The 22645-nt window shown below is 33.8% G+C and carries 15 protein-coding genes; 8 read left to right on the top strand and 7 right to left on the bottom strand.

Translation table 11 applies throughout. From position 1 onward, the window contains the following. Positions 1–87: 87 nt before the first annotated feature. The 3 genes from AC8GF4_RS06960 (at position 88) to AC8GF4_RS06950 (ending at position 5555) form a co-directional block, all read left to right on the top strand. Complete coding sequence (locus tag AC8GF4_RS06960; protein ID WP_506593524.1) at positions 88–2037, top strand: PKD domain-containing protein; 1950 nt, start codon at positions 88–90, stop codon at positions 2035–2037. Between the two features lie 127 nt (positions 2038–2164). Further along, positions 2165–4816 carry a CHAT domain-containing protein gene (locus tag AC8GF4_RS06955; protein ID WP_506593523.1) on the top strand — a complete coding sequence of 884 codons (2652 nt, stop codon included), beginning with the start codon at positions 2165–2167 and terminating at the stop codon, positions 4814–4816. Between the two features lie 301 nt (positions 4817–5117). Then, positions 5118–5555 (top strand): retropepsin-like aspartic protease, encoded by a 438-nt coding sequence (locus AC8GF4_RS06950; RefSeq protein ID WP_506593522.1) that lies wholly within the window; start codon positions 5118–5120, stop codon positions 5553–5555. Here the strand turns inward: AC8GF4_RS06950 and AC8GF4_RS06945 are convergent. The 6 genes from AC8GF4_RS06945 to AC8GF4_RS06920 form a co-directional block, all read right to left on the bottom strand. Further along, positions 5530–6765 carry a TCR/Tet family MFS transporter gene (locus tag AC8GF4_RS06945; protein ID WP_506593521.1) on the bottom strand — a complete coding sequence of 412 codons (1236 nt, stop codon included), beginning with the start codon at positions 6763–6765 and terminating at the stop codon, positions 5530–5532. The genes AC8GF4_RS06950 and AC8GF4_RS06945 overlap by 26 nt on opposite strands. Before the next feature lie 451 nt (positions 6766–7216). Further along, positions 7217–10684 carry an efflux RND transporter permease subunit gene (locus AC8GF4_RS06940; RefSeq protein ID WP_506593520.1) on the bottom strand — a complete coding sequence of 1156 codons (3468 nt, stop codon included), beginning with the start codon at positions 10682–10684 and terminating at the stop codon, positions 7217–7219. Positions 10685–10780: 96 nt separating this feature from the next. After that, positions 10781–11923 (bottom strand): efflux RND transporter periplasmic adaptor subunit, encoded by a 1143-nt coding sequence (locus AC8GF4_RS06935; RefSeq protein WP_506593519.1) that lies wholly within the window; start codon positions 11921–11923, stop codon positions 10781–10783. A 23-nt stretch (positions 11924–11946) separates the two neighbouring features. Then, positions 11947–13284, bottom strand: a complete 1338-nt coding sequence (locus tag AC8GF4_RS06930; protein WP_506593518.1) for a TolC family protein — start codon at positions 13282–13284, stop codon at positions 11947–11949. Beyond that, positions 13284–13880, bottom strand: a complete 597-nt coding sequence (locus AC8GF4_RS06925; protein WP_506593517.1) for a TetR/AcrR family transcriptional regulator — start codon at positions 13878–13880, stop codon at positions 13284–13286. Before AC8GF4_RS06925 ends, AC8GF4_RS06930 begins: the two co-directional genes overlap by 1 nt. A gap of 86 nt (positions 13881–13966) precedes the next feature. Continuing rightward, complete coding sequence (locus AC8GF4_RS06920) at positions 13967–14476, bottom strand: YceI family protein (protein WP_506593516.1); 510 nt, start codon at positions 14474–14476, stop codon at positions 13967–13969. Between the two features lie 240 nt (positions 14477–14716). Here AC8GF4_RS06920 and AC8GF4_RS06915 point away from each other — a divergent pair, with 240 nt between their 5' ends. Both AC8GF4_RS06915 and AC8GF4_RS06910 read left to right on the top strand, forming a co-directional pair. After that, positions 14717–15691, top strand: coding sequence for a polyprenyl synthetase family protein (locus AC8GF4_RS06915; RefSeq protein ID WP_506593515.1), 975 nt, complete (start codon positions 14717–14719; stop codon positions 15689–15691). Positions 15692–15766: 75 nt separating this feature from the next. Further along, positions 15767–16120 (top strand): hypothetical protein, encoded by a 354-nt coding sequence (locus AC8GF4_RS06910; RefSeq protein WP_506593514.1) that lies wholly within the window; start codon positions 15767–15769, stop codon positions 16118–16120. A 90-nt stretch (positions 16121–16210) separates the two neighbouring features. Here AC8GF4_RS06910 and AC8GF4_RS06905 read toward each other — a convergent pair whose 3' ends face one another. Beyond that, positions 16211–16762, bottom strand: coding sequence for a hypothetical protein (locus tag AC8GF4_RS06905; protein ID WP_506593513.1), 552 nt, complete (start codon positions 16760–16762; stop codon positions 16211–16213). A gap of 116 nt (positions 16763–16878) precedes the next feature. Between AC8GF4_RS06905 and AC8GF4_RS06900 the strand changes: the two genes are divergently transcribed. From AC8GF4_RS06900 to AC8GF4_RS06890, 3 genes are all read left to right on the top strand, one after another. Beyond that, entirely contained in the window at positions 16879–19665 is a 2787-nt protein-coding gene (locus tag AC8GF4_RS06900; protein ID WP_506593512.1) for a 2-oxoglutarate dehydrogenase E1 component, read from the top strand. Between the two features lie 163 nt (positions 19666–19828). After that, positions 19829–21055 (top strand): 2-oxoglutarate dehydrogenase complex dihydrolipoyllysine-residue succinyltransferase, encoded by a 1227-nt coding sequence (odhB, locus tag AC8GF4_RS06895; protein ID WP_506593511.1) that lies wholly within the window; start codon positions 19829–19831, stop codon positions 21053–21055. A 292-nt stretch (positions 21056–21347) separates the two neighbouring features. Beyond that, the gene (locus tag AC8GF4_RS06890) at positions 21348–22592 is read left to right on the top strand and encodes a TMEM143 family protein (RefSeq protein ID WP_506593510.1); all 1245 of its coding nucleotides are present in this window, start codon (positions 21348–21350) and stop codon (positions 22590–22592) included. The last annotated feature ends 53 nt before the right edge of the window (positions 22593–22645 follow it).

Genomic DNA, 22645 nt, shown 5'->3' with positions numbered 1-22645 from the left:
AACTTAGCCACTTAGATTCTTAGCATCTATTGAATAGATTCTGATATTTACTATTTTGCCAAAACTGACCGACCTAAATAACCCATTATGAACAAATCACTAATAGTTTTTTTTATCGCCATTTCATTTCCATTTTACGCACAAGTAAAAGTGAAAGACACCATTACCCGAAGAGCAACTATAGGATACGATCAAAAAGGAAACGCAGTCATCTTTAAACCAGAAACCCCTCCTTTGATTCCGATTGCAGGAGCTCCAAAACCGAGTTACTCCTATTTATGGGAATTGGGTGATGGCCATTACAGCAAAGAAGCCGAACCCAAACATGTCTACAAAAACAAAGGAACTTACACCACCAGACTGACAGTAACCAACAATTATGACAATGGAAAACCTCCAGCTACTCGTCCCAAAAAAGTAGTAGTTAATGATATCGAAGACCCCAATTACAAAGACATTGCCTCAATTGCTGACAAAACGGGTTTGTCTATTTTTAAAAACTGCGACCCCATTCCAGAACAAGAAATGCAAGTAGTAGTGAGTTATGAAAACCTAGAAAACTATGTAACCAACGGAAAATTGTATCTTTTTTATAATGAAAAACAATTCAAAAGCAACAATTTCGATTTGCAGGAAGTACGTCCTTATGCAGGAGAAAGAGCTGTACAGGAAAATAATATTGTTTCAGTAGATGATATTGACAATTCCAATCGTTATCTAGCAACCAACGAACCTTTGGCTTTCACAAAAAAATACCGGGAAACCACCAATGAAACCGACTTGGATTCGACTTTATTAGTGGCAAAAAACAATTATAAAGACTTATCCATTTTAGAAATAGACAATCACAATCCCGGAGAAACAAGAAATGTATTTTATACTTTCAAAACCACTCCCGAAATGCTCAAAGATACCAGTGCAACTATTACCATGCGTAGTATTTATGTACCAAATCGTAGTTTTAAAAACCACAAAATAAAAAATCTGGAAATGGAAATTGTCACTTCCCATGATCCCAACAAAATGGGTTCCAACGGAAGTTTTATGAATTACCGATTCGTAAGATACAAAAGAGTCAAATTCAAAACCAGTTTCCAAAACAATGGCGAAGGACCCGCTAGAAAAATACAATTGGAAACAGACATTCCAGATATGTTTGACAAAACCAGTTTGAAGATTGAAGGCATGTACCCCGAATGCCCTATTTGCCCGAAAGGGGAAGTAGCCACTACCAGCTGTTTGGACGTAATTGAAAGAGAAACTCAGATATTCTTTGTATTTAGAAACATCTATTTACCAGGAACCAATCAAAAAAATGTAAAAGAAGCAGACAGCACCAAAGGTTTTGTAAAATACTCCATGAAGTTCAATGAAGACTTTCACAAAATAAAAACCAAAAGCAGAACGGCTATTATTTTTGACAAAAACGAACCCATTATTACCAATTATGCCACTACCCGCTTTACTCCAGGAATTTCTATTGGTGCAAAAGCAGGATATAATTTTTATTCCAAACTAGATAATTCAAAAAGTTATTTTGTGGGAGCGACCATTTCTCCTTTCAAATCGTATCGCTATTATGGACAAGCTGAGTTCCTAAATAGTGTTACTTCGTATGATGGAGCAACAACAGCAAAAGAGGAAATCATTCAAGGAAATGGGACAGTAAATTTAAATAAAATCTATACCTCGATTGAAAACAAAAATATCAATTGGGAAATTCCAGTATTATTTCGATACAACATTTCAACCTATTTTGGAGTAGGTGCAGGTCTTCAAGTCAATATGAACATCGCCGAAGAAGAAACACAAAACATCAAAACCGAAGTATATGAAGGAACTACAGATAAATTTTTAATACGAACAGAATACTCCTCCATAACGACTACAAATTCGTCTCCAGAATTAAAATCAGGTTTACTATTGGATTTTACAGCTGGATTTTCACGTATAGGTCCGAGCTTGGGAGCACGTTATGTATTTAACTTTGACAATGATTTTAATTATTTTCAGTTGTATGCTATTTGGAAGTTTTAGTGTTTAAAAAAAGTATTAATTATCTTTCCGATCAACAACTTATTTTGCTTTGCTTCGTTGTGACTTTGTTACACTATTATTTAATTTAAAAGTGACAAAATAAACTCGAGTAGTTTTGATAAAAGTTATGCTGAAAAAAATTGTATTCTTATTTCTCTTTATTTCTCTGACTTTGTTCGGACAAAAAAAACGCGCTCAAGAAGACATTACTTATGAGGCCATTGACCTATTTGTTGCCAATCCAACCATAGAAGGCATTCATAACCTCAACACTATTGAAACCCATTTTTGGAAAAACCAAAATCAAAAATCCAAAGATGCATTACTATCCATCGTTGTTTTAAATTGCAACAAAGCCTATTTCGAGAATAAATTTGGAAAAACAAGGCAAGCCATTAGCAGTTATGAAAAAGCATGGAAAATACACCAAACCTACCAACTCTCTGAATATGATATTGTAGAATATTGTCTTAAACCACTTGGAAATCTTTATACCATAATTGGAGATTATGACAATGCCGAAAACACCATCAAACATTATTATTTCATTGCCAATCAAGAAAAAAACGACAACAACACTATTGCCGCTATTCTTAACTTATCCATTGTGTATCAAAATTCAGGTAAGAATTCCTTAGCCATAAACTTATTAGAAAATACTTTAAAATTAACTAAACTTTCGTCCATCCAAAAAGGAAATTTATGGAATAATCTGGGCAATAATTATTTGCTTAGCGCTAAAGATTCAGACATTTCTTTCAATAACTATTTTAAAGCTGAAGAAAGTTATAAAAAGTCCATTTCACTTTTAGAAAACGAAAAAAACCAAACTGAAGCTTTATCAAATTGTTACAGAAACTTAGCTTCTCTTTATGGACAAAGAAGTGATTTTGAAAAGGCAAATATGTATTTCAAAAAAGCAAAAACACTTTTCTTTACTTCCAAACATCAAGAAGTTCGTTCCATTGCAAAATTATATAACGAAGAAGCATTGTTATTATACAAACAAGGCAAAATCCCTCAAGCACTGCAATCCATACAATTGGTATATAAAACTTTGATCCCTTTATACAACAAACAAAAACGAAACACCCCATTACAAAGTTCTTTGTACGCCGAAACGATTTTACTGGACGCCTTAGACTTACAAGCCGACATTTATAACCAACAAAACCAACCCAAAAAGGCATTAGAAATTTATGCATTATGCTTTCCTATCGAGGAGTTAATGAGTAGTTTATTGCTGTATGAAAACTCCAAAATTATCAATCAAATTAGGATGAGCAATCGCACCGAAAAGTGTATTGCGATATATGATAATCTATGTAAGAAAGAAAACAAAATCAGTTATATCGAAAAAGCATTTCAACTGGCAGAAAAAACCAAATCGGGTGTTTTAAAAAGTGAACTTTCCAGAAACCGAAGCGCTTCAAAAAAAGAAAAACAAAAAATTCAAGAACTGCAATTTTGGAACAATGAAATCCTGAAAGAACAACAAAAAGGGGAATTTGCAAACATTTACAAAATCAACAAAGCCATTAAAAAGCAAAATGAAACCATGCTTTTGCTAAAAGATTTTCAAACTAAAAACACTTCTATTGAAGAAAAACCAATCGATTTGGATGCTTTGTGTTCTAAACTAGAATCCGATGATGCCCGTATGATCTATTATTTTTCGGGCTATGAAAAAATGTACTGTTTTGTTTTGGAGGGCACACAAAATCAAAGAATAGTATTGAATTCTTTTAGCAACGACAACGATTACTCCGTTTATTTTTGGCAGTTCATTGCTTATTTTAATGATGCCGATGCTATTACAAATGATATAAAAGGATACAACCATTATGGAAAAATCGCTTACGATAGGTTACAATTATCTAAAAAAAGCACCATTAAAAATCTGATTATCATTCCTGATGGCGTACTCCATTTTATGCCTTTCGAAGCTTTAATAACGCAAGAATCAAAAACAACCAATTTTGCAAAAATGCACTATTTACTTAATGATTTTACTATTGCATACAACAATTCGGCAAGTTTCTATTTGAATGCAAAGCCCTTTTGTCCAAAAGAAAAAACAGTATTGGGAATCTTCCCCGTTTTTGAGAACACCAAATATACTTTGACCTATTCCAAAACGGAATTGCAATCCATTCAAAACAGTTTTAAAGGCAAATTTTTGGACAACACCAATGCAACTTTCCAAAACTTCAAAAAAAACGCAGCAAATTACTCCATACTCCATTTGTCAACTCATGCCAGTTCGGGAGATATTGAAACGCCAGCTAACATCAAATTTTACGACAGAGAAGTTTTGTATTCTGAACTTTACCATTTGAATATAATGCCGAATTTGGTTGTGCTAAGTGCCTGCGAAACCGGAATTGGCAAACTCTACAAATCGGAAGGAGCAATGAGTATTGCAAGAGGTTTTCAATTCGCTGGAGCTCAAAATTTACTGTTCTCCTTATGGAAAGTAAATGATTATACAACAGCAGTATTTATGGGTGATTTCTATAAAAATATAAAGAAAAAAGACGCCTATTTTGAAGCCAATGCAAAAGCCAAACGTGATTTTTTAAAAAACAAAAACATCTCCAATATCAAAAAAACACCCTATTATTGGGCCCCTTTTGTTTATTACGGAAGTTTGGAAAATAAAGAAAAAACCAATTATGTACTTATGGGAATTGTAATTGTTACAATGTTGATAGGCGTTTTTGTGTTGTTCAAACTGATTTCTATAAGAATCAAAACAAAAAATAGGAAAGTTGAATGAAAAACGGGGAAATAAGAACACTATTTTTACATTAAAAAAAAGCTTAATTCTAGAAATACAAACATTTTATGGCATGCTTTGTTAAAACATATAAGTCATGTAAGTTTTTAATTTGAATATAATCAAGTAAAACTAATAGTTCATAAAAGTAAAGTAACATTGCCTTGTGACGAACCTTTTTAACTTATATTTTCTTTTAATTAGTTTATTTTACAAAAACTTTTTTAAACTTAAATGACTTGTATGTTTAAAATTTACCATTATTAATTATACAATAGATCCCAAAAGAGAAATTTCCAACATGAAAAATTTACACGAAAAATTAAAGAAAGTAGATTATAAAAAAGTCCCCTTTAAAATCACCAAAACACAACACCTTTTGATCAAAGCTAAAATCAATGGTATAATGGGAAATTTCATATTAGACACAGGTGCTTCCAACAGTTGTGTGGGATTTGAAAGCATTGAACATTTTGCATTGGATGCTAAAAAATCCAAAACCAAAGCTTCGGGTGCAGGCGCAACAGGTATGCTGACACAAACATCGTCCAACAATAAATTACAATTAAACAACTGGAAAACTAAAGATTTTGACCTTGTGATTTTTGATTTATCCCATGTCAATGAAGCCTTAAGTCATTATAAAGTAAAACCAGTACACGGTATAATTGGTGCCGATATTTTGATGAAAGGAAAGGGAATTATTGATTACTTTAACCATTGTTTGTATTTGAAGTAGCGTACTTTTTTAACGAAGAATACGAAATAATACCGCTAATCATCATTAAAATTCCACCAAGAACAAATGGCATTCCTGCAAACTCAAATGGGGCTCCTTTGTGTGTAAAATAATAAAAAAGACCCGACATTACGGGTGGTCCAATAATGGTTGCAGCACTCATCAAACTTGCAATTGTTCCTTGAATTTCGCCTTGCTCTGTTGGCAAAACATGATTCGTTATTATAGCTCGCATTGATGGACCAGCGATTCCTGCAAGACAATACGGAATCAAAAAGAGAAACATCATCCAGCTTTCGGAAGCAAAAGCAAACAAAAACATTGCAATAGTATACAATGCCATTCCAATATAAATACTTTTTTCATTTCCTAATTTTCGACTCGTCCATCGTATTAGTCCTCCTTGAACTAGACTTACCAAAACACCAACAACACCTAGCGAGATTCCAACCATTTTTTCGTCCCAACTAAATTTATACATCGTAAAATAACTCCAGTTGCTTTCTACAGCATGTGATGCAACATAAATTAAAAACAAAGCGAACAACAAACCATACAATGAAGGGTATTTTTTTAAATTCAAAAACGCACCAATTGGATTGGCTCTTTTCAAATTTACTGGCCTTCTATTTTCTTTAGATAATGATTCGGGCAAAATAAAATAACCATACAAAAAATTCAGCATACATAAAATTGCAGCAGCATAAAACGGAATCCTAGATCCATAATGCCCCAAAATACCTCCAACAACGGGCCCAATTATAAAACCAAGCCCAAAAGCAACGCCAATCATTCCGAAGTTTTTGGCTCTGTTCTCAGGCGTACTCACATCGGCTATATACGCCGTAGCAGTTGAAATACTCGCGCCTGTTAATCCTGCAATTATCCTTCCTATAAACAACCATGTAATCGTTGGGGCAAAAGCCAACAATAAATAATCCAATGAAAAGGCAAAAAGTGAAATTAAGATTATGGGTCTTCGTCCAAATTTATCACTCAAATTACCAATTAAAGGCGCAAACATAAATTGGGTTATCGCATACGCAAATGTCAACCAACCCCCGTATTTTGCTGCTTCGCTAACATCTCCGTGTATTAATTCTTTAATCAATTTTGGAATAACTGGAATGATGATTCCCCAACCAGTTATGTCAATCAACATAGTGATGAAGATAAAGCTGATAGCCGCTTGTTTTTGGTTTGATGCCATATATAGATTGATTGGTGAGGAAATGTCACGTTCTAATAAAACGGTACAGATTATTTTAGATAAAATTAAATATTAAACAATAACAATAACATTTTTACAACTGTTTTTTGATTTATAAGTTCCGCCTTTCCTTTGTTTTAAGAATATAATTGGTTTGGAACCAGCATAGATTCGAAAAAAAAGATCAATATGCATCCCATTTGACCAATAAAAAATAGAAAATCCAAATCAAATAGATTCTTTGAACTCCTTAAAAAAATTTTCTTATGAATATATTAAGCTGTACCAACTAACTAATGTAGATTCTAGTTATAAATAGTGTGCTTCTTGTAATGATTCTTTTTGTTGCTTTTTTGAATCTCTATTTCAAATTTAGGCATTTAGAACAAAAAAACCACTCCATTCTCAAAACAAGAATGGAGTGGTTTTTATAATTAGTGTTAAACTCAGTTTATTCTTCTAATGCGATTTTGTTGTTTCTTCTGTCTCTTAACCAGTATTTGGTTCTTTTTACCAAATAGAACATTACGGGTACCATTACTAAAGTTAAAACTGTAGCGTACGTTAATCCGAAGATAATGGTCCAGGCCAATGGTCCCCAGAAAATAACGTTGTCTCCACCCATAAAGATGTGTGGATTTAAGTCGGTTACTAAGGAGAAAAAGTCAAAATTCAAACCGATTGCCAATGGAATTAATCCCAATACGGCGGTCAAAGCCGTTAATAAAACGGGACGTAATCTTGATTTTCCTGACTCGATGATAACTTCTTTGATTTCCTCTATGGTTAAATCGTCATGGCTTTCTAAATTGTTGTCTTCAACTTTTTTGTCTAATAATAAAACAAAGAAATCCATTAATACAATTCCGTTTTTCACCACGATTCCAGCCAAAGATATGATTCCCATCATGGTCATTAAGATTACAAAATCCATGTTTGCAATGACATATCCGTAGAATACACCACTAAAACTAAGTAATACAGTAAATAAAATCACCATCGATTTGGAAACCGAATTAAACTGTAATACAATAATGATGGTAATTCCAGCAAGAGCCAAGAATAAGGCATACAATAAAAAACTTTGGTTTTTGCCTTGTTCTTCTTGTACTCCTGAGAAGGAATAGGTTACTGTTTTTGGCAATTCATACCCTTTCAAGTCAGAAGCAATTTGTTTGGTAATTTCATCTCCATTATATCCTGTCAATACATTGGAATAAATCGTCATAATGCGTTTCTGATTTTTTCTTTTGATTTGATTGTAGGTTGTTGTTTTCTCTGTTTCGGAAACAGCCGAAATAGGAACTTGCATCATTTGTCCGTTGGCTGGATTTCTAAACGTCAACGCTTGATTAAACAACACGTTTTCATTCTTACGTTGGTCGTCCTGCATACGCATGGTGATGTTGTAATCATCGTCTCCTTCTTTGTATGTCGAGATTTCCTGTCCGTACACTGAACGACGCAAATTGAATCCCAATTGTCCTGTAGAAACACCCAAACTTCCTGCACTTACTCGGTCTACTTTTACTTCGAGTTCTGGGCTTTCTTTGTTAACATCAATACTCAAACGCTCTATTCCAGGAATGTTTTTGGAATTGATAAAAGCAATCATCTTATCGGCTTCTATTAACATTTCATCATAATCGATACCTGTCAATTGAATACTAATTGGATACCCAGCAGGTGGACCGTTTGAATCTTTCTCAACCGTTACAGTTGCACCAGCAATTGCTTTTACTTTCCCTCGAATCTCTTCTAAAATATCGGCAGTGTTGATTCCTTTTCTAAATTTAAATTCAGAAAAGTTTACCGTTACTTTTCCTTTGAAAGGCGTTTCAGAAGCGGATCCAGCATCTACGTTTGGATTACCAGCACCCACACCCACTTGTGATACGATAGATTCGGCCAAGTAGTTTTTATCAGTACCTTTTTCTACATATTTACTCAAAATTTCAATTACTTGTTTTTCTACAAACAGAGTAGCTTTATTGGTTTTTTCAATATCGGTTCCTTGTGGGTATTCGATATAAGTAATTACTTGATTTGGGATATTGTCTGGAAAAAACAAAACTTTTCTAGGGAATAATCCCAATAGAATAAAAGAGAAAAACAACATACCAATAATTCCAACTAAGGAAATCCAAGCATTTCTTTTGTTTAAAATTTTAGCCAAAAACACTTTGTACCTTTCTTCCATTCTAGGAAAGAAACTATGCTGAAAATCTTGTGTCCATTGGTACAATTTCAATTTATACAACCACATTAGCCCAAGCGAAATAATAGCAAGGTGCCCGATCGCTTTCGCCAATTTTGAATCGTAAATATTTCCAATAAGTACAAAAATTACGGCTATAATTGTAAAAATGATAGAATAAGTTTTGGCAGACTTTTTAGTTACATTTTTATCTTCAATTTCCATAGAACCAGCTGTCATGGCCGCATTGACTACCATGGCTACAAACAAAGAAGCGGATAAAGTAACTGTTAACGTGATTGGGAAATATTTCATGAATTTCCCCATAGTTCCCGGCCATAAGGCAAATGGTAAAAATGCCATTAAGGTAGTTGCTGTTGACGCAATTACCGGCCAAGCGATTTCGCCAATACCTATTTTGGAAGCTTGCACGCGATTCATACCTTTTTTCATGTTGGCAAAAACGTTGTCGACCACTACAATTCCGTCATCAACAAGCATTCCCAGTCCCATTACCAATCCGAAAAGAACCATAGTATTTAAGGTCAATCCAAATGCCGAAAGAATACTAAATGCCATTAACATTGACAAAGGAATAGCGGCTCCAACAAACAAAGAGTTACGTAATCCCATGGTAAACATCAATACGATCATAACTAGTACAATTCCGAAAATGATGTGATTTGACAATTCATCAACCTGATGTTCTACTCGAGAAGATTGGTCGTTTGTCAATTCAATTTTTAGATTGGAAGGAAGGTAAGATGTTTTGGCTTCTTCAATTTTTTCTTTTACTTGATCAATGGCCGAAATCATGTTTTGGTTCGAACGTTTTTTTACGTTCAGCATCACTACTTCGGTACCTTTTTCACGGGCATAGGTCGTCTTTTCTTTTTCTTTAAAACTAACAACGGCAATGTCTTTTAGGTAAACGGTTCCTCCATTATGTTTTACAATGATGTTTTCCAGTTCTTTTGGATCTTTGATTTCACCAACGATTCTGATGTTGTTCCTAGAACCTTGAGAAATTAAATTCCCGCCTGAAAGCGTCATATTCTCATATTTTACTGCATTCTGTATGTCGTCAAAAGAAACTTGTGCGGCTGTCATTTTGAAAATATCAACTGCAATCTCCACTTCTTTGTCGTCAACTCCCAGAATATCCACTTTTTTTACTTCGGGAACTTCTTCAATATCGTCTTGAAGCAATTCTCCGTATTTCTTAAGCTGTTGCGTTGTGTAATTTCCTTGCAGGTTAATATTTAGAATTGGCACCTCTTCTGAAATGTTCAATTCAAAAACGCTTGGTTCTACTTTACTTCCATTGTCAAGATTGGGCCAATCGGTATCTGCTTTTACAATATCGACTTTGTCTTTAATCTTTGTTTTGGCGTCCAAAATGCTGATTTTGTCTCCAAACTCAACGATTATCATTCCATAATCTTGAAAAGAGCTAGAAGTAATTTTTTCTACCCCACTGATGTTTTTGAATTCCTTTTCTAATGGTTTGATGATTAATTTTTCGACATCTTCTGCTGAATTTCCTGGAAATACAGAAGAGATATACACTTTGTTTTCTATAATTTCTGGAAAATCTTCACGAGGCATTGTAACATAAGCAATGACTCCAGTGATGACAATCAATAAAGTCAAGATGTAAACCGTAACTCGATTTTCGATAGCCCAACTTGATATTCCGAATTCTTTATTTTGGTGTGACATATATTTTTGGTTTAAAGTTGTTTAATTTTGTTTAAAGGTTTAAAACGGATTGCTGTAATTAAACAATCTTAAACTTCTAAACAATCTTAAACTTTTTTAGAAGTTTAGTTTCATCCCATCCGAAATGGTGTTCATTCCCTCGGTAACAATGATGGCATCGGAATCTAAACCACTCAATATTTCAGTTACATTATCCGAAGATTGACCTGTTTTTACTATTACTTTTTTGGCAACACCTGTTTTTCCATTTGAGTTAATGACAGTATAAACAAAAGTGTTTTTCTGTCCATCTTGTTGAATTATATTCGTTGGAACTACCACTGCATTTTTGCTGACATAATCAATCACTTTGAGTTTGGCCACTTGGTTAGGACGCAATAAATTTTCTGGATTGGGAACGCTTACTTCGATACCAAAACTTCTGTTGTTTGGGTTAATAAAATTCCCAATTTGACGCACTTTTCCTTTGTATGTTTTTCCTAAAGAGGTTAAAAACACATCTACTTCGGTTCCGATTTTTAATTTACCGATATACGTTTCTGGAATTGAAGTCGAGACGTACATATTTCCTAAATTCACAATTCGCATTAATCCTTGTGGACTGGCAGAAACCACTTCTCCTTTTTCGACAAAAACTTCATCTATCGTTCCAGAAAAAGGTGCTCTTATAACCGTTTTTGCAATTTGAGCTTTGATTTGTGCTACTCCTTTTTGCGCTGAAATCATTTGAGTTTGCGCTTGTAAATATTGAATTTCGGAACCAATTTTTTGACTCCAAAGATTTTTTTGACGCTCAAAAGTAGTTTTGGCAAGCGCATATTGATTTTCGGCACTGGCCAATTGTTGGCTCATTCCGCCATCATCGGTACGTGCTAAAACTTGTCCTTTGGAAACTCTTTGACCAGCTTTTACATTTAATTCTACTAAGTTTCCAGGAAATTCTGGTTGTACCAAAACGTTTTCATTGGTATTGATACTACCCTGTACTTCTAGATAATGATTGAATAAAGTGTCATTTAATTTAATAGCGGTAACCAATGCTTCTGTTTCCTTTTTTATATCCAAAGTAGCCAATGCTTCTTCTAGTTGAAGAACTTGTGATTGTAATTCGGCTTTCTTTGCAGATATTGCTTTAATATCTTTTGATGCAACAAGACTTTCGACAGATTGATTTTTGTCGGATGAATTGCAGGCAAACAATACGACAGTAAGTGTGGTTAGGATAAGTATTTTTTTCATAGTTCTATGTTTAAAAAGAGTCATTATTTAGTGGTTATTTTTTCTAAGCTGGCTTTTTTGTTTATAATGGTAATCATTGTTTGTAAATATTTTTGTTGATTACTATACAATTGTCGTTGTGCATCATTAAAATCAAAACTGGTAGAAAGCCCTTCTGTGAATTTGATTTGCTGCTTTTTCTCAATTCTTTCGGATAAACGCAAGTTGTTTTTTGCGGTTTGATAATCTGCAATGCTGTATTCGTATTCGCTTTTGGCGGTTGCGTATTGCAGTTTTAATTTTTGTTCGGTTTCACTCAATTGTGTTTTGGCTTGCTCTACTGCAATTTTGGCTTGTTGTGTTCTAGAACTTCTGGCCAAACTGCTGAATATTGGTACATTCAAACTCACTCCTACATTGGAGTAGTTGAACCAATTTTGATTGTTTGTGAAAAATTGAAATTGGTCTTTAAAAGCAGTATATCCAAAATTGAAATTGGCAGCCAAAGAAGGCAAAGCTTTACTTCTTTCTAATTTATATTCCAGTGTTCTTTGTTCCTCAAAATTGGAAGCGATCTTAAAATTGATATTATTATTAACATCAAATTCGGTTTTTGAAAAAGCCAAATCCATATTTTGCATGGTCAAATCTTCCAAACGATCCGTCAATGTTACAGTTTCATTGAGTTCAATTCCTAGATTTATTTTTAGCATTTGATACGTGATATCCAACAATCGTTTGTTGTAATTCAATGTGCTTTCCAAGGAACCAAGCGTAATTTGGAGTTGTTCTACGCTTTCTTCTTCAATTAATCCGTTGGTATAAATGGCTTTGGTGTCATTCAATGTTTTTTGCAAAGAGGCAATGTTTTTTTCAAGAATTGCGATATTTTCTTTGGCCAATAATACATTTCCATACGAGTTAATTACCATTTCCTTGATGTCAATATCCGTTCTTTGTTTGGCATTTTCATAATACTTCAAATAGGTTTTTGAAGCTTGAAGCGCTACAATATAGGAACCGTCAAAAATAAGCTGACTTAAAGTAGAACGAGCAATCATAGTGTGCTTGGTTCCAAATGCCACCTCGATGTAGTCTCCCGGTTTTCCTCCAGCAAATTCAGCAGGAATAACGGATTTTTGTAACACAAAATTGTTGGTATAATCGACTCCCGCGTTTATTTGCGGTAAACCCATTGCAGTTGTTTCCCATTTTTTTTGTCTGGCAGCTTCAATATCACGGCCAGAATTAATTACAGAGTAATTGTATTGTAGCGCATAATCTATGGCTTGTTGCAGGGTAAAGGTGTAGCTTTTTTTTGTGTCTTGCGCATTTACGCTCAAGGCAAAAAATGTAAAGGTTAATAAAAGTGTTTTCTTCATTATATAGTAGCGTTTAGTATTTGTTTTTCTAGTTCAATTAATCCTTTAGTGGTGGCCATAGCTCTGGTATGGTACTCTAATGCTTCAAATTCAAGTTTTGTAGCTTCTCTTTCTGAAATGGTGTTTTCTTTGATTGTAAAAATTAAGCTGTAATAAAACTTAACATAGACTTCTATATTAAGTTCTTTTCGATACAAACCTTGAACGATTCCCTTTTCAATATTTTGTTTGAAACATAAGTTACATTCGCTTATTTCTCGGTTCATTACCTTTAAATAAATGTCTGGATAATGTTTTTTTAATTGGTAAAGAGGAGAGTTGTCTGTAGCTTGGAACATTTCTTTAAACATTTTTCGAATCTCAAAATTCTCTTCAATTGCATTGTAATTTTTCGCAACAATGTTATCAATGATTCCATGAACTTGTTTGTGCACCAACTCAGTACTTTCCTCTATTAGAATTTCTTTGTTGCAAAAATACTTATAAATTGTTTTTTTAGAAATACACATTTCACAAGCGATATCATCCATAGTGACGCTTTTAAAACCCAGTTTCAAAAACAAATCACTTGCTTTGGATATGATTTTTTCTCTCATTATATTATTTAAAGAATTGTATATAAGTTATTTAACGTAAATATAAAAAAGATTATATTATATTTAAATGGATATTATAAAAATGATTAATTATGCGTAAATTCTAAGTTTGCTATTAGTTTGATATCAGATCCTACTGCATAGCCACCTTGATTTAAATAGGGATTGTAATTAAGTCCAAAATCTTTTCGATTGATATTTCCTATTATTTCAAACGATGCTTTTTGAACACCATTATGACTTGTGTATCCAATAAATTCTGTGTCTAATTCAACAACTTTAGTAATGTTTTTAATAGTTAAATTTCCTTTTAAAAAATTTAAGTTCTTATTAATTTTTTGAAAAGAGGTTGACTTAAATTGAATTATTGGAGATTTTTCGTTTTCAAAAAAGTCAATCAATTTTAAGTCTGATTTGGTGTTTTTATTATTTACATTCAATGAAAATTCTATTGATGCATCCTCAACTTCATTATCTTGTATAGCAACATGGCCTTTAAAGTTGTTTTTGGAACCATCCATATAGTCTATAAGTGAGTGTCTGGATTTTATTAATACGTCTGATTGGTTTGAGTCAATGGCCCATTCATTTTCCATGATTATTTTATTTAGTAGTGGTACTTCCTTAAGATTTATTTAGCAAAAAATTAGTTACGCAAATATATACAGGAAACTTTGAATACCAATAAAGTTTCCAATGTTTTTTCATTATTTTTTTATAGTCAAAAACTATGAGAGAAATTAGCAATGATTTCGAAACTATTATGTCACATTTGAATTGTATCTTTGGGCTTTAATATCCATTTTTTTTTGGAAAAGTAAACGAGACCTTATTTTATGCACGCTATTCATCACTACCAGGAATTTTTTATCAATTATTTAGAAAATCAAACAATTAATAAAGAACCCAAAAATCTATACGAACCCATAGATTACATATTGAGTTTAGGAGGAAAAAGAATGCGCCCTGTCTTAACATTAATGACTGCCGAAGTATTTGATGCCGACTATAAAAAAGCGCTTCCTGCTGCAATGGCAGTGGAGGTCTTTCATAATTTTTCGTTGGTACATGATGATATAATGGATGACGCTCCTTTAAGAAGAGGCGAACAAACAGTACATGAAAAATGGAACATAAACACTGGAATACTTTCAGGTGATGCCATGTTGATTTTGGCGTACCAGTATTTTGAACAATATGAGCCAATCGTTTTTAGGAATTTGGCAAAATTATTCAGTAAAACGGCTCTAGAAGTTTGCGAAGGTCAGCAATGGGATGTTGATTTTGAGACCCGTAAAGACGTTACCATTCCGGAATATCTTAAAATGATTGAGTACAAAACGGCAGTTTTGGTTGCGGCCGCCATGAAAATGGGAGCCATTATTGCCAATGCTTCTGAGGAAAACGCTAGTTTAATTTATGATTTTGGACTCAATTTAGGGCTAGCTTTTCAATTACAGGATGATTATCTGGATGCTTTTGGAGATCCAGAAACTTTTGGAAAACAAGTGGGTGGAGATATTATAGAAAATAAAAAAACCTATTTGTATTTGAAAGCAGTAGAATTTTCGGATGTCAAACAAGCACAACAACTAAATGATTTGTTTGCTATTCATTCTGATGATAATGAAGCAAAAATAAATGAGGTGAAAACTATTTTTAATAATTCGGGAGCTTCAAAAGCAACACAACAAGCTATAAAAGAATATACCTTTAAAGCTTTCAAAACATTAGAGAAAATGGAGATTGAACTTTCTAAAAAAGAAATGCTGAAAGCTTTCGGTGAAAACCTGATGGGTAGAAAAGTGTAGATTTAAAATTATAGAAGTTTTACATTCGATTAAACAGAGCTCATTTTATATTATAAATCAAAAACATAAATCTCCATGTTTATAGCGCCAAAAAACACCGATTTATTACTTAAGGAAGCCGAGAATGAAACTCTTTATGTCAATTTGATTGCTCAAATGAATAAGGATTTTAATTTGGCCAACGAAGCAGTTGATTTCCCTTTGAGTCTTTTGCCAGACGAATTAAAAATACAATTACACGAAAAAATTTACCGCCTCATTCAGTACAAATTTGCCGAATACCTCAATTTGCTTTATATCATTGATGTCTCGGAAGAGGAGATTAAAAAACTGGACGGTTCCGATTTAGTAATTCTTGCCGAACAAGTTGCTTTTTTAATTTTAAAAAGAGAATGGCAAAAGGTTTGGTTTAGAAATAAATATAAGTAAATATCTAAGAATCTTAGTTGCTTAGGGACTTAGATTTTTTTAATCTTTGAATCTCAGAAACTCAGAAACTTAGCAACTAAGTAACTTCGATTAAAAATAAGCTCTCACAAATGGCATTAGAGCATCTCCATAAACATTGTCATTTTCATTAAATAAAACATTATACGAAAGCCCTACCGTTACATTTCCTGTTCGGTAACCTGCTCCAAGGAACAAGGCAGTATTCCAGAATTGATCAGTGTAACCATTTCTACCATTAATCGAATTATAATTATTGGTAACATAAGACTCATTTAAATTTATGGATAACTGAATTTCTGGAATCGGATTGATATAAGTTAAAATACTAGCTCCGTAAATCCCAGAATTATAATATCCTTTGGACGAGACATAGCTGGCTTGCAATCCTAAACCCACTCCTAAATAAGGATTTACATTGTATATTGCACTTGGGGCAACAGAGATGTCGGTGTATCCGCTTCCAAAATTTAATCCTAAACCACCACCAAATTGAACATTACTCCAAAATGGATTACTAGATTGAGGACTTTGTTGGTATTGAGCTATTACGTTTTCGGAAAAGAAAAGTACAATAACTATTAAAATAGTCTTTGACAGAAGTAAAAAGGAAATTTTTTTCATACTAATGGTGTTTTTTTAACATATTTTTACGTAAAAGTACGTAAAAAAAAGATTTAAATAAATTGCTTTATTGTATTTTTGCCGAACTATTTAACAAAAGTATATTCAATAACATTATGGATAGGTTTTCATTTTTAAACGCAGCACATACCGAATTTTTTGCTCAGTTATACGATCAATATTTAGAAAACCCAGATAGCGTAGAACCTAGCTGGAGAAGTTTTTTTCAAGGTTTCGATTTTGGAATGACCAGTTACAATGAAGAGAATTCTATTGCATATACTTCAAATGTTGCACCAAGTACCGCACCAGTCAGTATAGTTGACTCTAGTGCAATTTCTGAAAAATTACAAAAAGAATTCAAAGTTATTAAATTAATCGAAGGATATCGCAGCCGCGGGCACTTGTTTACCAAAACAAATCCGGTAAGAGATAGACGAATTTATACTCCATCCTTAGAGATTGAAAATTTTGGTCTTGAAGCTTCAGATTTGAACATTGTTTTTGATGCAGCCAAAGTTATCGGTCAACAACCTTCTACTCTAAAAGATATTGTTGGGCATTTAGAAACTATATATTGCCAACACATTGGGATTGAATACATATACATTCGTAAACCAGAAGTGGTAGAATGGATTCAAAAGAAATTAAGAATCAACGACAATCAACCCAATTTTTCATCAGACGAAAAGAAAGCGATTCTTTACAAATTAAATCAAGCCGTCTCTTTCGAGAACTTTTTGCATACTAAATATGTAGGTCAAAAACGTTTTTCATTAGAAGGAGGAGAATCAGTTATTCCGGCTCTTGATGCTTTGATAGAAAAAGCAGCTGATAAAGGAGTGGAGCAATTTGTAATGGGAATGGCACACCGTGGTCGTTTAAATGTATTGGCCAATATATTTGGAAAATCAACTCAAGACATTTTTGGAGAATTTGATGGTAAAGATTACGATCAAGAGTATTTTGACGGTGACGTAAAATATCATTTAGGATTAACTGCCGACAAAGTAACACGAACAGGGAAAAAGATAAACATCAATTTGGCTCCAAATCCTTCGCATCTTGAAACAGTAGGCGCTGTAATTGAAGGAATCACAAGAGCTAAACAAGACAAGTATTTTCCAAATGACTTTTCCAAAGTTCTACCAATCGCCGTTCACGGAGATGCAGCAATTGCAGGTCAAGGGCTTTTGTATGAAATTATTCAAATGGCTCAATTGGATGGGTACAAAACAGGAGGAACTATTCATATTGTTATAAATAATCAAGTTGGATTTACGACCAACTATCAAGATTCTCGTTCTTCAACCTATTGTACAGACGTAGCCAAAGTAACACTTTCGCCGGTATTGCATGTTAATGCAGATGATGCCGAGGCTGTAGTTCACGCAATGTCATTTGCATTGGATTTCAGAATGGAATTTGGTCGTGACGTATTTATCGATTTATTAGGATATAGAAAATACGGTCATAACGAAGGAGATGAACCTCGATTTACACAGCCTGTTTTATATAAAATTATAGCAAAACACCAAAATCCAAGAGATATTTATGCCGAAAAATTATTGGCAGAACGTGTTATTGATGCTACTTACGTAAATGAATTAGAAAAGGAATACAAAAAAGATCTTGAAGAAAACCTGGAAGCTTCTCGTAAAAAAGATTTGACTATTATAACCCCATTTATGCAAAATGAATGGAAAGGATTCAAGCAGGTTAATGACAAGGTTATGCTTGAAAAAGTGGAGACAAAAGTGGCTATTTCAACTTTGAATTCCATAATAGAAACAGTTTCTACATTACCATCGGAAAAGAAATTCATTAATAAAATCAATAAAATTGTTACCGATCGTAAAACCATGTACGATAACAATACAATTGATTGGGGAACAGCAGAAACATTGGCTTATGGGTCGCTATTGATAGAAGGATATGATGTTCGTATTTCTGGGCAAGACGTAGAACGTGGTACTTTTTCTCATCGTCATGCTGTTGTAAAAGTAGAAGATTCTGAAGAAGAAGTGATTTTATTAAATAGCATAACTGACAAAAAAGGAAAATTCAATATTTTCAATTCTTTGCTGTCAGAATACGGAGTTCTAGGTTTTGATTATGGTTATGCTTTGGCGAATCCAAATGCTTTAACGATTTGGGAAGCTCAATTTGGAGATTTCAGTAATGGAGCTCAAATTATGATTGACCAGTACATCTCTTGTGGAGAAGATAAATGGAACAATCAAAACGGAATTATAATGCTGTTGCCTCACGGGTACGAAGGGCAAGGTGCAGAGCATTCTTCAGGTAGAATGGAACGCTATTTACAACTTTGTGCAAGACAAAATATGTTCGTTGCTGATTGTACCACACCAGCTAACTTTTTTCACTTGTTGAGAAGACAAATGTTAACCAAGTTCCGTAAACCATTAATCGTTTTTACACCAAAAAGTTTGTTGCGTGATCCAAGATGTGTCTCTACTCAAGAGGAATTGTCAAACGGAAGCTTTCAAGAAACAATTGATGATGTAAAAGTCAATAAAGCGGATGTAAAAAGTTTGGTTTTCTGTACGGGTAAATTCTATTATGACATAACTGCAGAACGCGAGAAGAACGGTCGTAATGATGTTGCAGTTGTTCGTATCGAACAGTTGTTCCCATTACCAGTGGATCAGTTAAAAGCAATAATAGCACAATATCCAAATGTAGACGACTATGTTTGGGCACAGGAAGAACCAAAAAATATGGGAGCTTACAGTTATATGTTAATGAACTTTGATCTAGTAAAATGGAGATTGGCTTCGTTAAAAGCTTATGCAGCACCAGCTTCTGGAAGCTACACTAGAGCAAAACGACGTCAAGCAGATGCTATTAGAATGGTATTCGACAAGAATTTATTTAGGTAATAATTAGAAGCTAATCCTGCTGTTCGCGATATCTTTTTATTTTTAAAGAAAAAATAAAAAGGATGCTGCTTCCATCAGGGCTAAAAAACAAAATATACAATAAACAGAAGTTGTTTTATAAACAATTTTAAACAATAAAATTCATAATTTAAAATAAGAGAGCATGATTTTAGAAATGAAAGTTCCATCACCAGGGGAATCAATCAAAGAAGTTGAAATTGCAACTTGGTTAGTAAAGGACGGAGATTATGTAGAAAAAGACCAAGCTATTGCTGAGGTTGATTCAGACAAAGCAACTCTTGAATTACCAGCTGAAGTTAGCGGAATTATCACGCTAAAAGCAGAAGAAGGTGATGCAGTAGCAGTAGGGGCAGTAGTTTGTCATATTGATACAGATGGCGTAAAACCATCAGGTTCAGCACCAGTAGCAGAAGTTGCAAAAGCAGTCGAAGCTCCAAAAGCAGAAGTGAAAGCGGAAGCTCCAAAAGCGGCTCCTGTTGCTGTTTCTTACGCAGCTGGAACACCATCTCCAGCAGCTAGAAAAATATTAGACGAAAAAAATATAGCGCCAGAAACTATTCTTGGGACTGGTAAAGCAGGAAGAATCACAAAGGACGATGCTGTAAATGCAGTTCCGTCTATGGGAACTCCTACAGGTGGTTCTCGTGGTACCGAAAGAACAAAATTGTCTATGTTGCGTCGTAAAGTAGCCGAAAGATTAGTGGCTGCGAAAAACGAAACAGCAATGTTGACTACTTTCAATGAAGTAAACATGACGCCAATCAACACGTTGCGTAATGAATACAAAGATGCATTCAAAGCAAAACACGGAGGAATTGGATTGGGATATATGTCTTTCTTTACCAAAGCAGTTACAAGAGCATTGCAATTATACCCAGACGTAAACTCAATGATGGATGGTGATCATAAAATCGCTTTCGATTTTTGCGATATTTCCATTGCAGTTTCTGGACCAAAAGGATTAATGGTACCTGTAGTGCGTAATGCCGAAAACTTGACTTTCCGTGGTGTAGAATCGGATATTAAACGTTTGGCGATTAAAGCGCGCGACGGACAAATCACTGTTGATGATATGACTGGTGGAACATTCACCATTACAAACGGCGGTGTTTTTGGAAGTATGTTGAGTACGCCAATTATCAATCCTCCTCAATCTGGAATCCTTGGAATGCACAATATTATTGAGCGTCCAATTGCTGTAAACGGTAAAGTAGAAATACACCCAATGATGTATGTGGCACTTTCTTATGACCACAGAATTATTGATGGTCGTGAGTCTGTTGGTTTCTTGGTAGCGGTTAAAGAAGCTCTTGAAAATCCATTAGAATTGTTATGTGACAATAATGCTAAAAAAGCATTTGAATTGTAATTCATATTCATAAATAACAAAAACCGTCTCGTTTATAGAACTTGACGGTTTTTTTTATTGTATTAGTTTATAAAAATACATTTAGACCTAAAACTTTTGAAAATAACAAAAAAAACATTGATTTTGATATAAACTCGAAAAAGACATTTGTAACTATTCAACTAATTGTCGATTTTAAAAACAAACTCTTGAAATTGGAAAAGAGCGAATAGATTTTACTATTTCCCCTTTTGTACTTTATCTTTGCTGCACTTAAAAAAAGAAAAAAATCAATAAATTGAAAGGTCCCGAATTGAATATTAAAAAAGAACACTACATCCCTTTTGATAAGGAATTCTTGCTCGAACAACAACTGGAAGCATTCAAAGGCGATACCAAAAAGGAAGATGATTTCAAAAAGTTATTCGACATTGTTGAACATTATTACCATTATGGAGCTTTTAACCTGATTCGAAATATAAAACAGAATTACGCTTTTTTTGATCCTGATTTACATCCAAAAGAAAGAGAGACTTTCAAAGACAAAAGCAACTTTGGGCTTTTCAAACAAACACTTCTAGAAGTGTTAAACCTAAGCAATTATAGCCGAGTGAGTCAAGAAACTTTGGACAAGGCATTCCAAGACTCTGATTTGATTGGCTTGAAACTAGCCATAGACTTAGATGCTTACAAAGAGTATGAAATTTACGTAAGAGGCCAGCATACAACCAAAGAAATAGTCAGCAAATTATTTTTTTGGAAGAAAAAAATTGATGTAGAATACTATGATCGCGTGATGATTTATCTCAAATATCATGATGCCAATTATTATAAAAAAAAGAAAACTCCCAAAGACAAAAGGCCAATTGACCCAGGCACAATTGTTTTGAAGATCTTCAAACGCGTACCCAAGAACGATCTAGAAACCATATTCCCGAATGCCATTCCTAAAATGTCGCTAACCGACAAATTATTATTGTGGGTGCCCGGACTTGTGGGGGGAATTTCTTTATTGAGTGCCAAAGTAATTCCAGCACTCATTAAAATGCAGGAAGCATACCAATCTGGCGAAACTATTGATTTATTAAACAGCAAAACATCACTAAACCAAGGCTTAATTGCACTTGGAATACTAGGCGCATACTTGTTCCGTCAATACAATAATTTTGTAAATAAGAAGATAAAATATTCCAAAATGCTTTCGGATAGTCTTTATTTTAAGAATCTGGGAAATAATAGCGGAGCCTTTTATTCTTTGCTAAACTCCTCCGAAGAAGAAGTGCTTAAGGAAACCATCTTGGCTTATTCGTTTCTAAGCCGAAGTGAGAACCCATTGACAGAAACAGAACTCGATCATCAAATAGAGTCTTGGTTCAAAACCAAACACAATACAGACCTTGATTTTGATGTAAAAGATGCATTAGAGAAATTAAAAAATTCAGGCCTTGGAAAAGAAAGTAATGGTAAATGGGAAGTTCTTCCATTGGACAAAGCGCTCATTAGAATAGACGAAATTTGGGATGGCGTTTTTGAGTATAATCAGGGAAATGAGAAATAATAAACCCCTTCACAATAAAAATTTGAAATAAAAAAAAGGAGAAAATCAATACT

The sequence above is a fragment of the Flavobacterium rarum (SeqCode) genome (genome assembly GCF_965234445.1).
Classification (GTDB): Bacteria; Bacteroidota; Bacteroidia; order Flavobacteriales; family Flavobacteriaceae; genus Flavobacterium; species Flavobacterium rarum.
The sequence above is the reverse complement of the archived record's forward strand: the minus strand, read 5'-3'. Positions and strand labels throughout refer to the sequence as shown.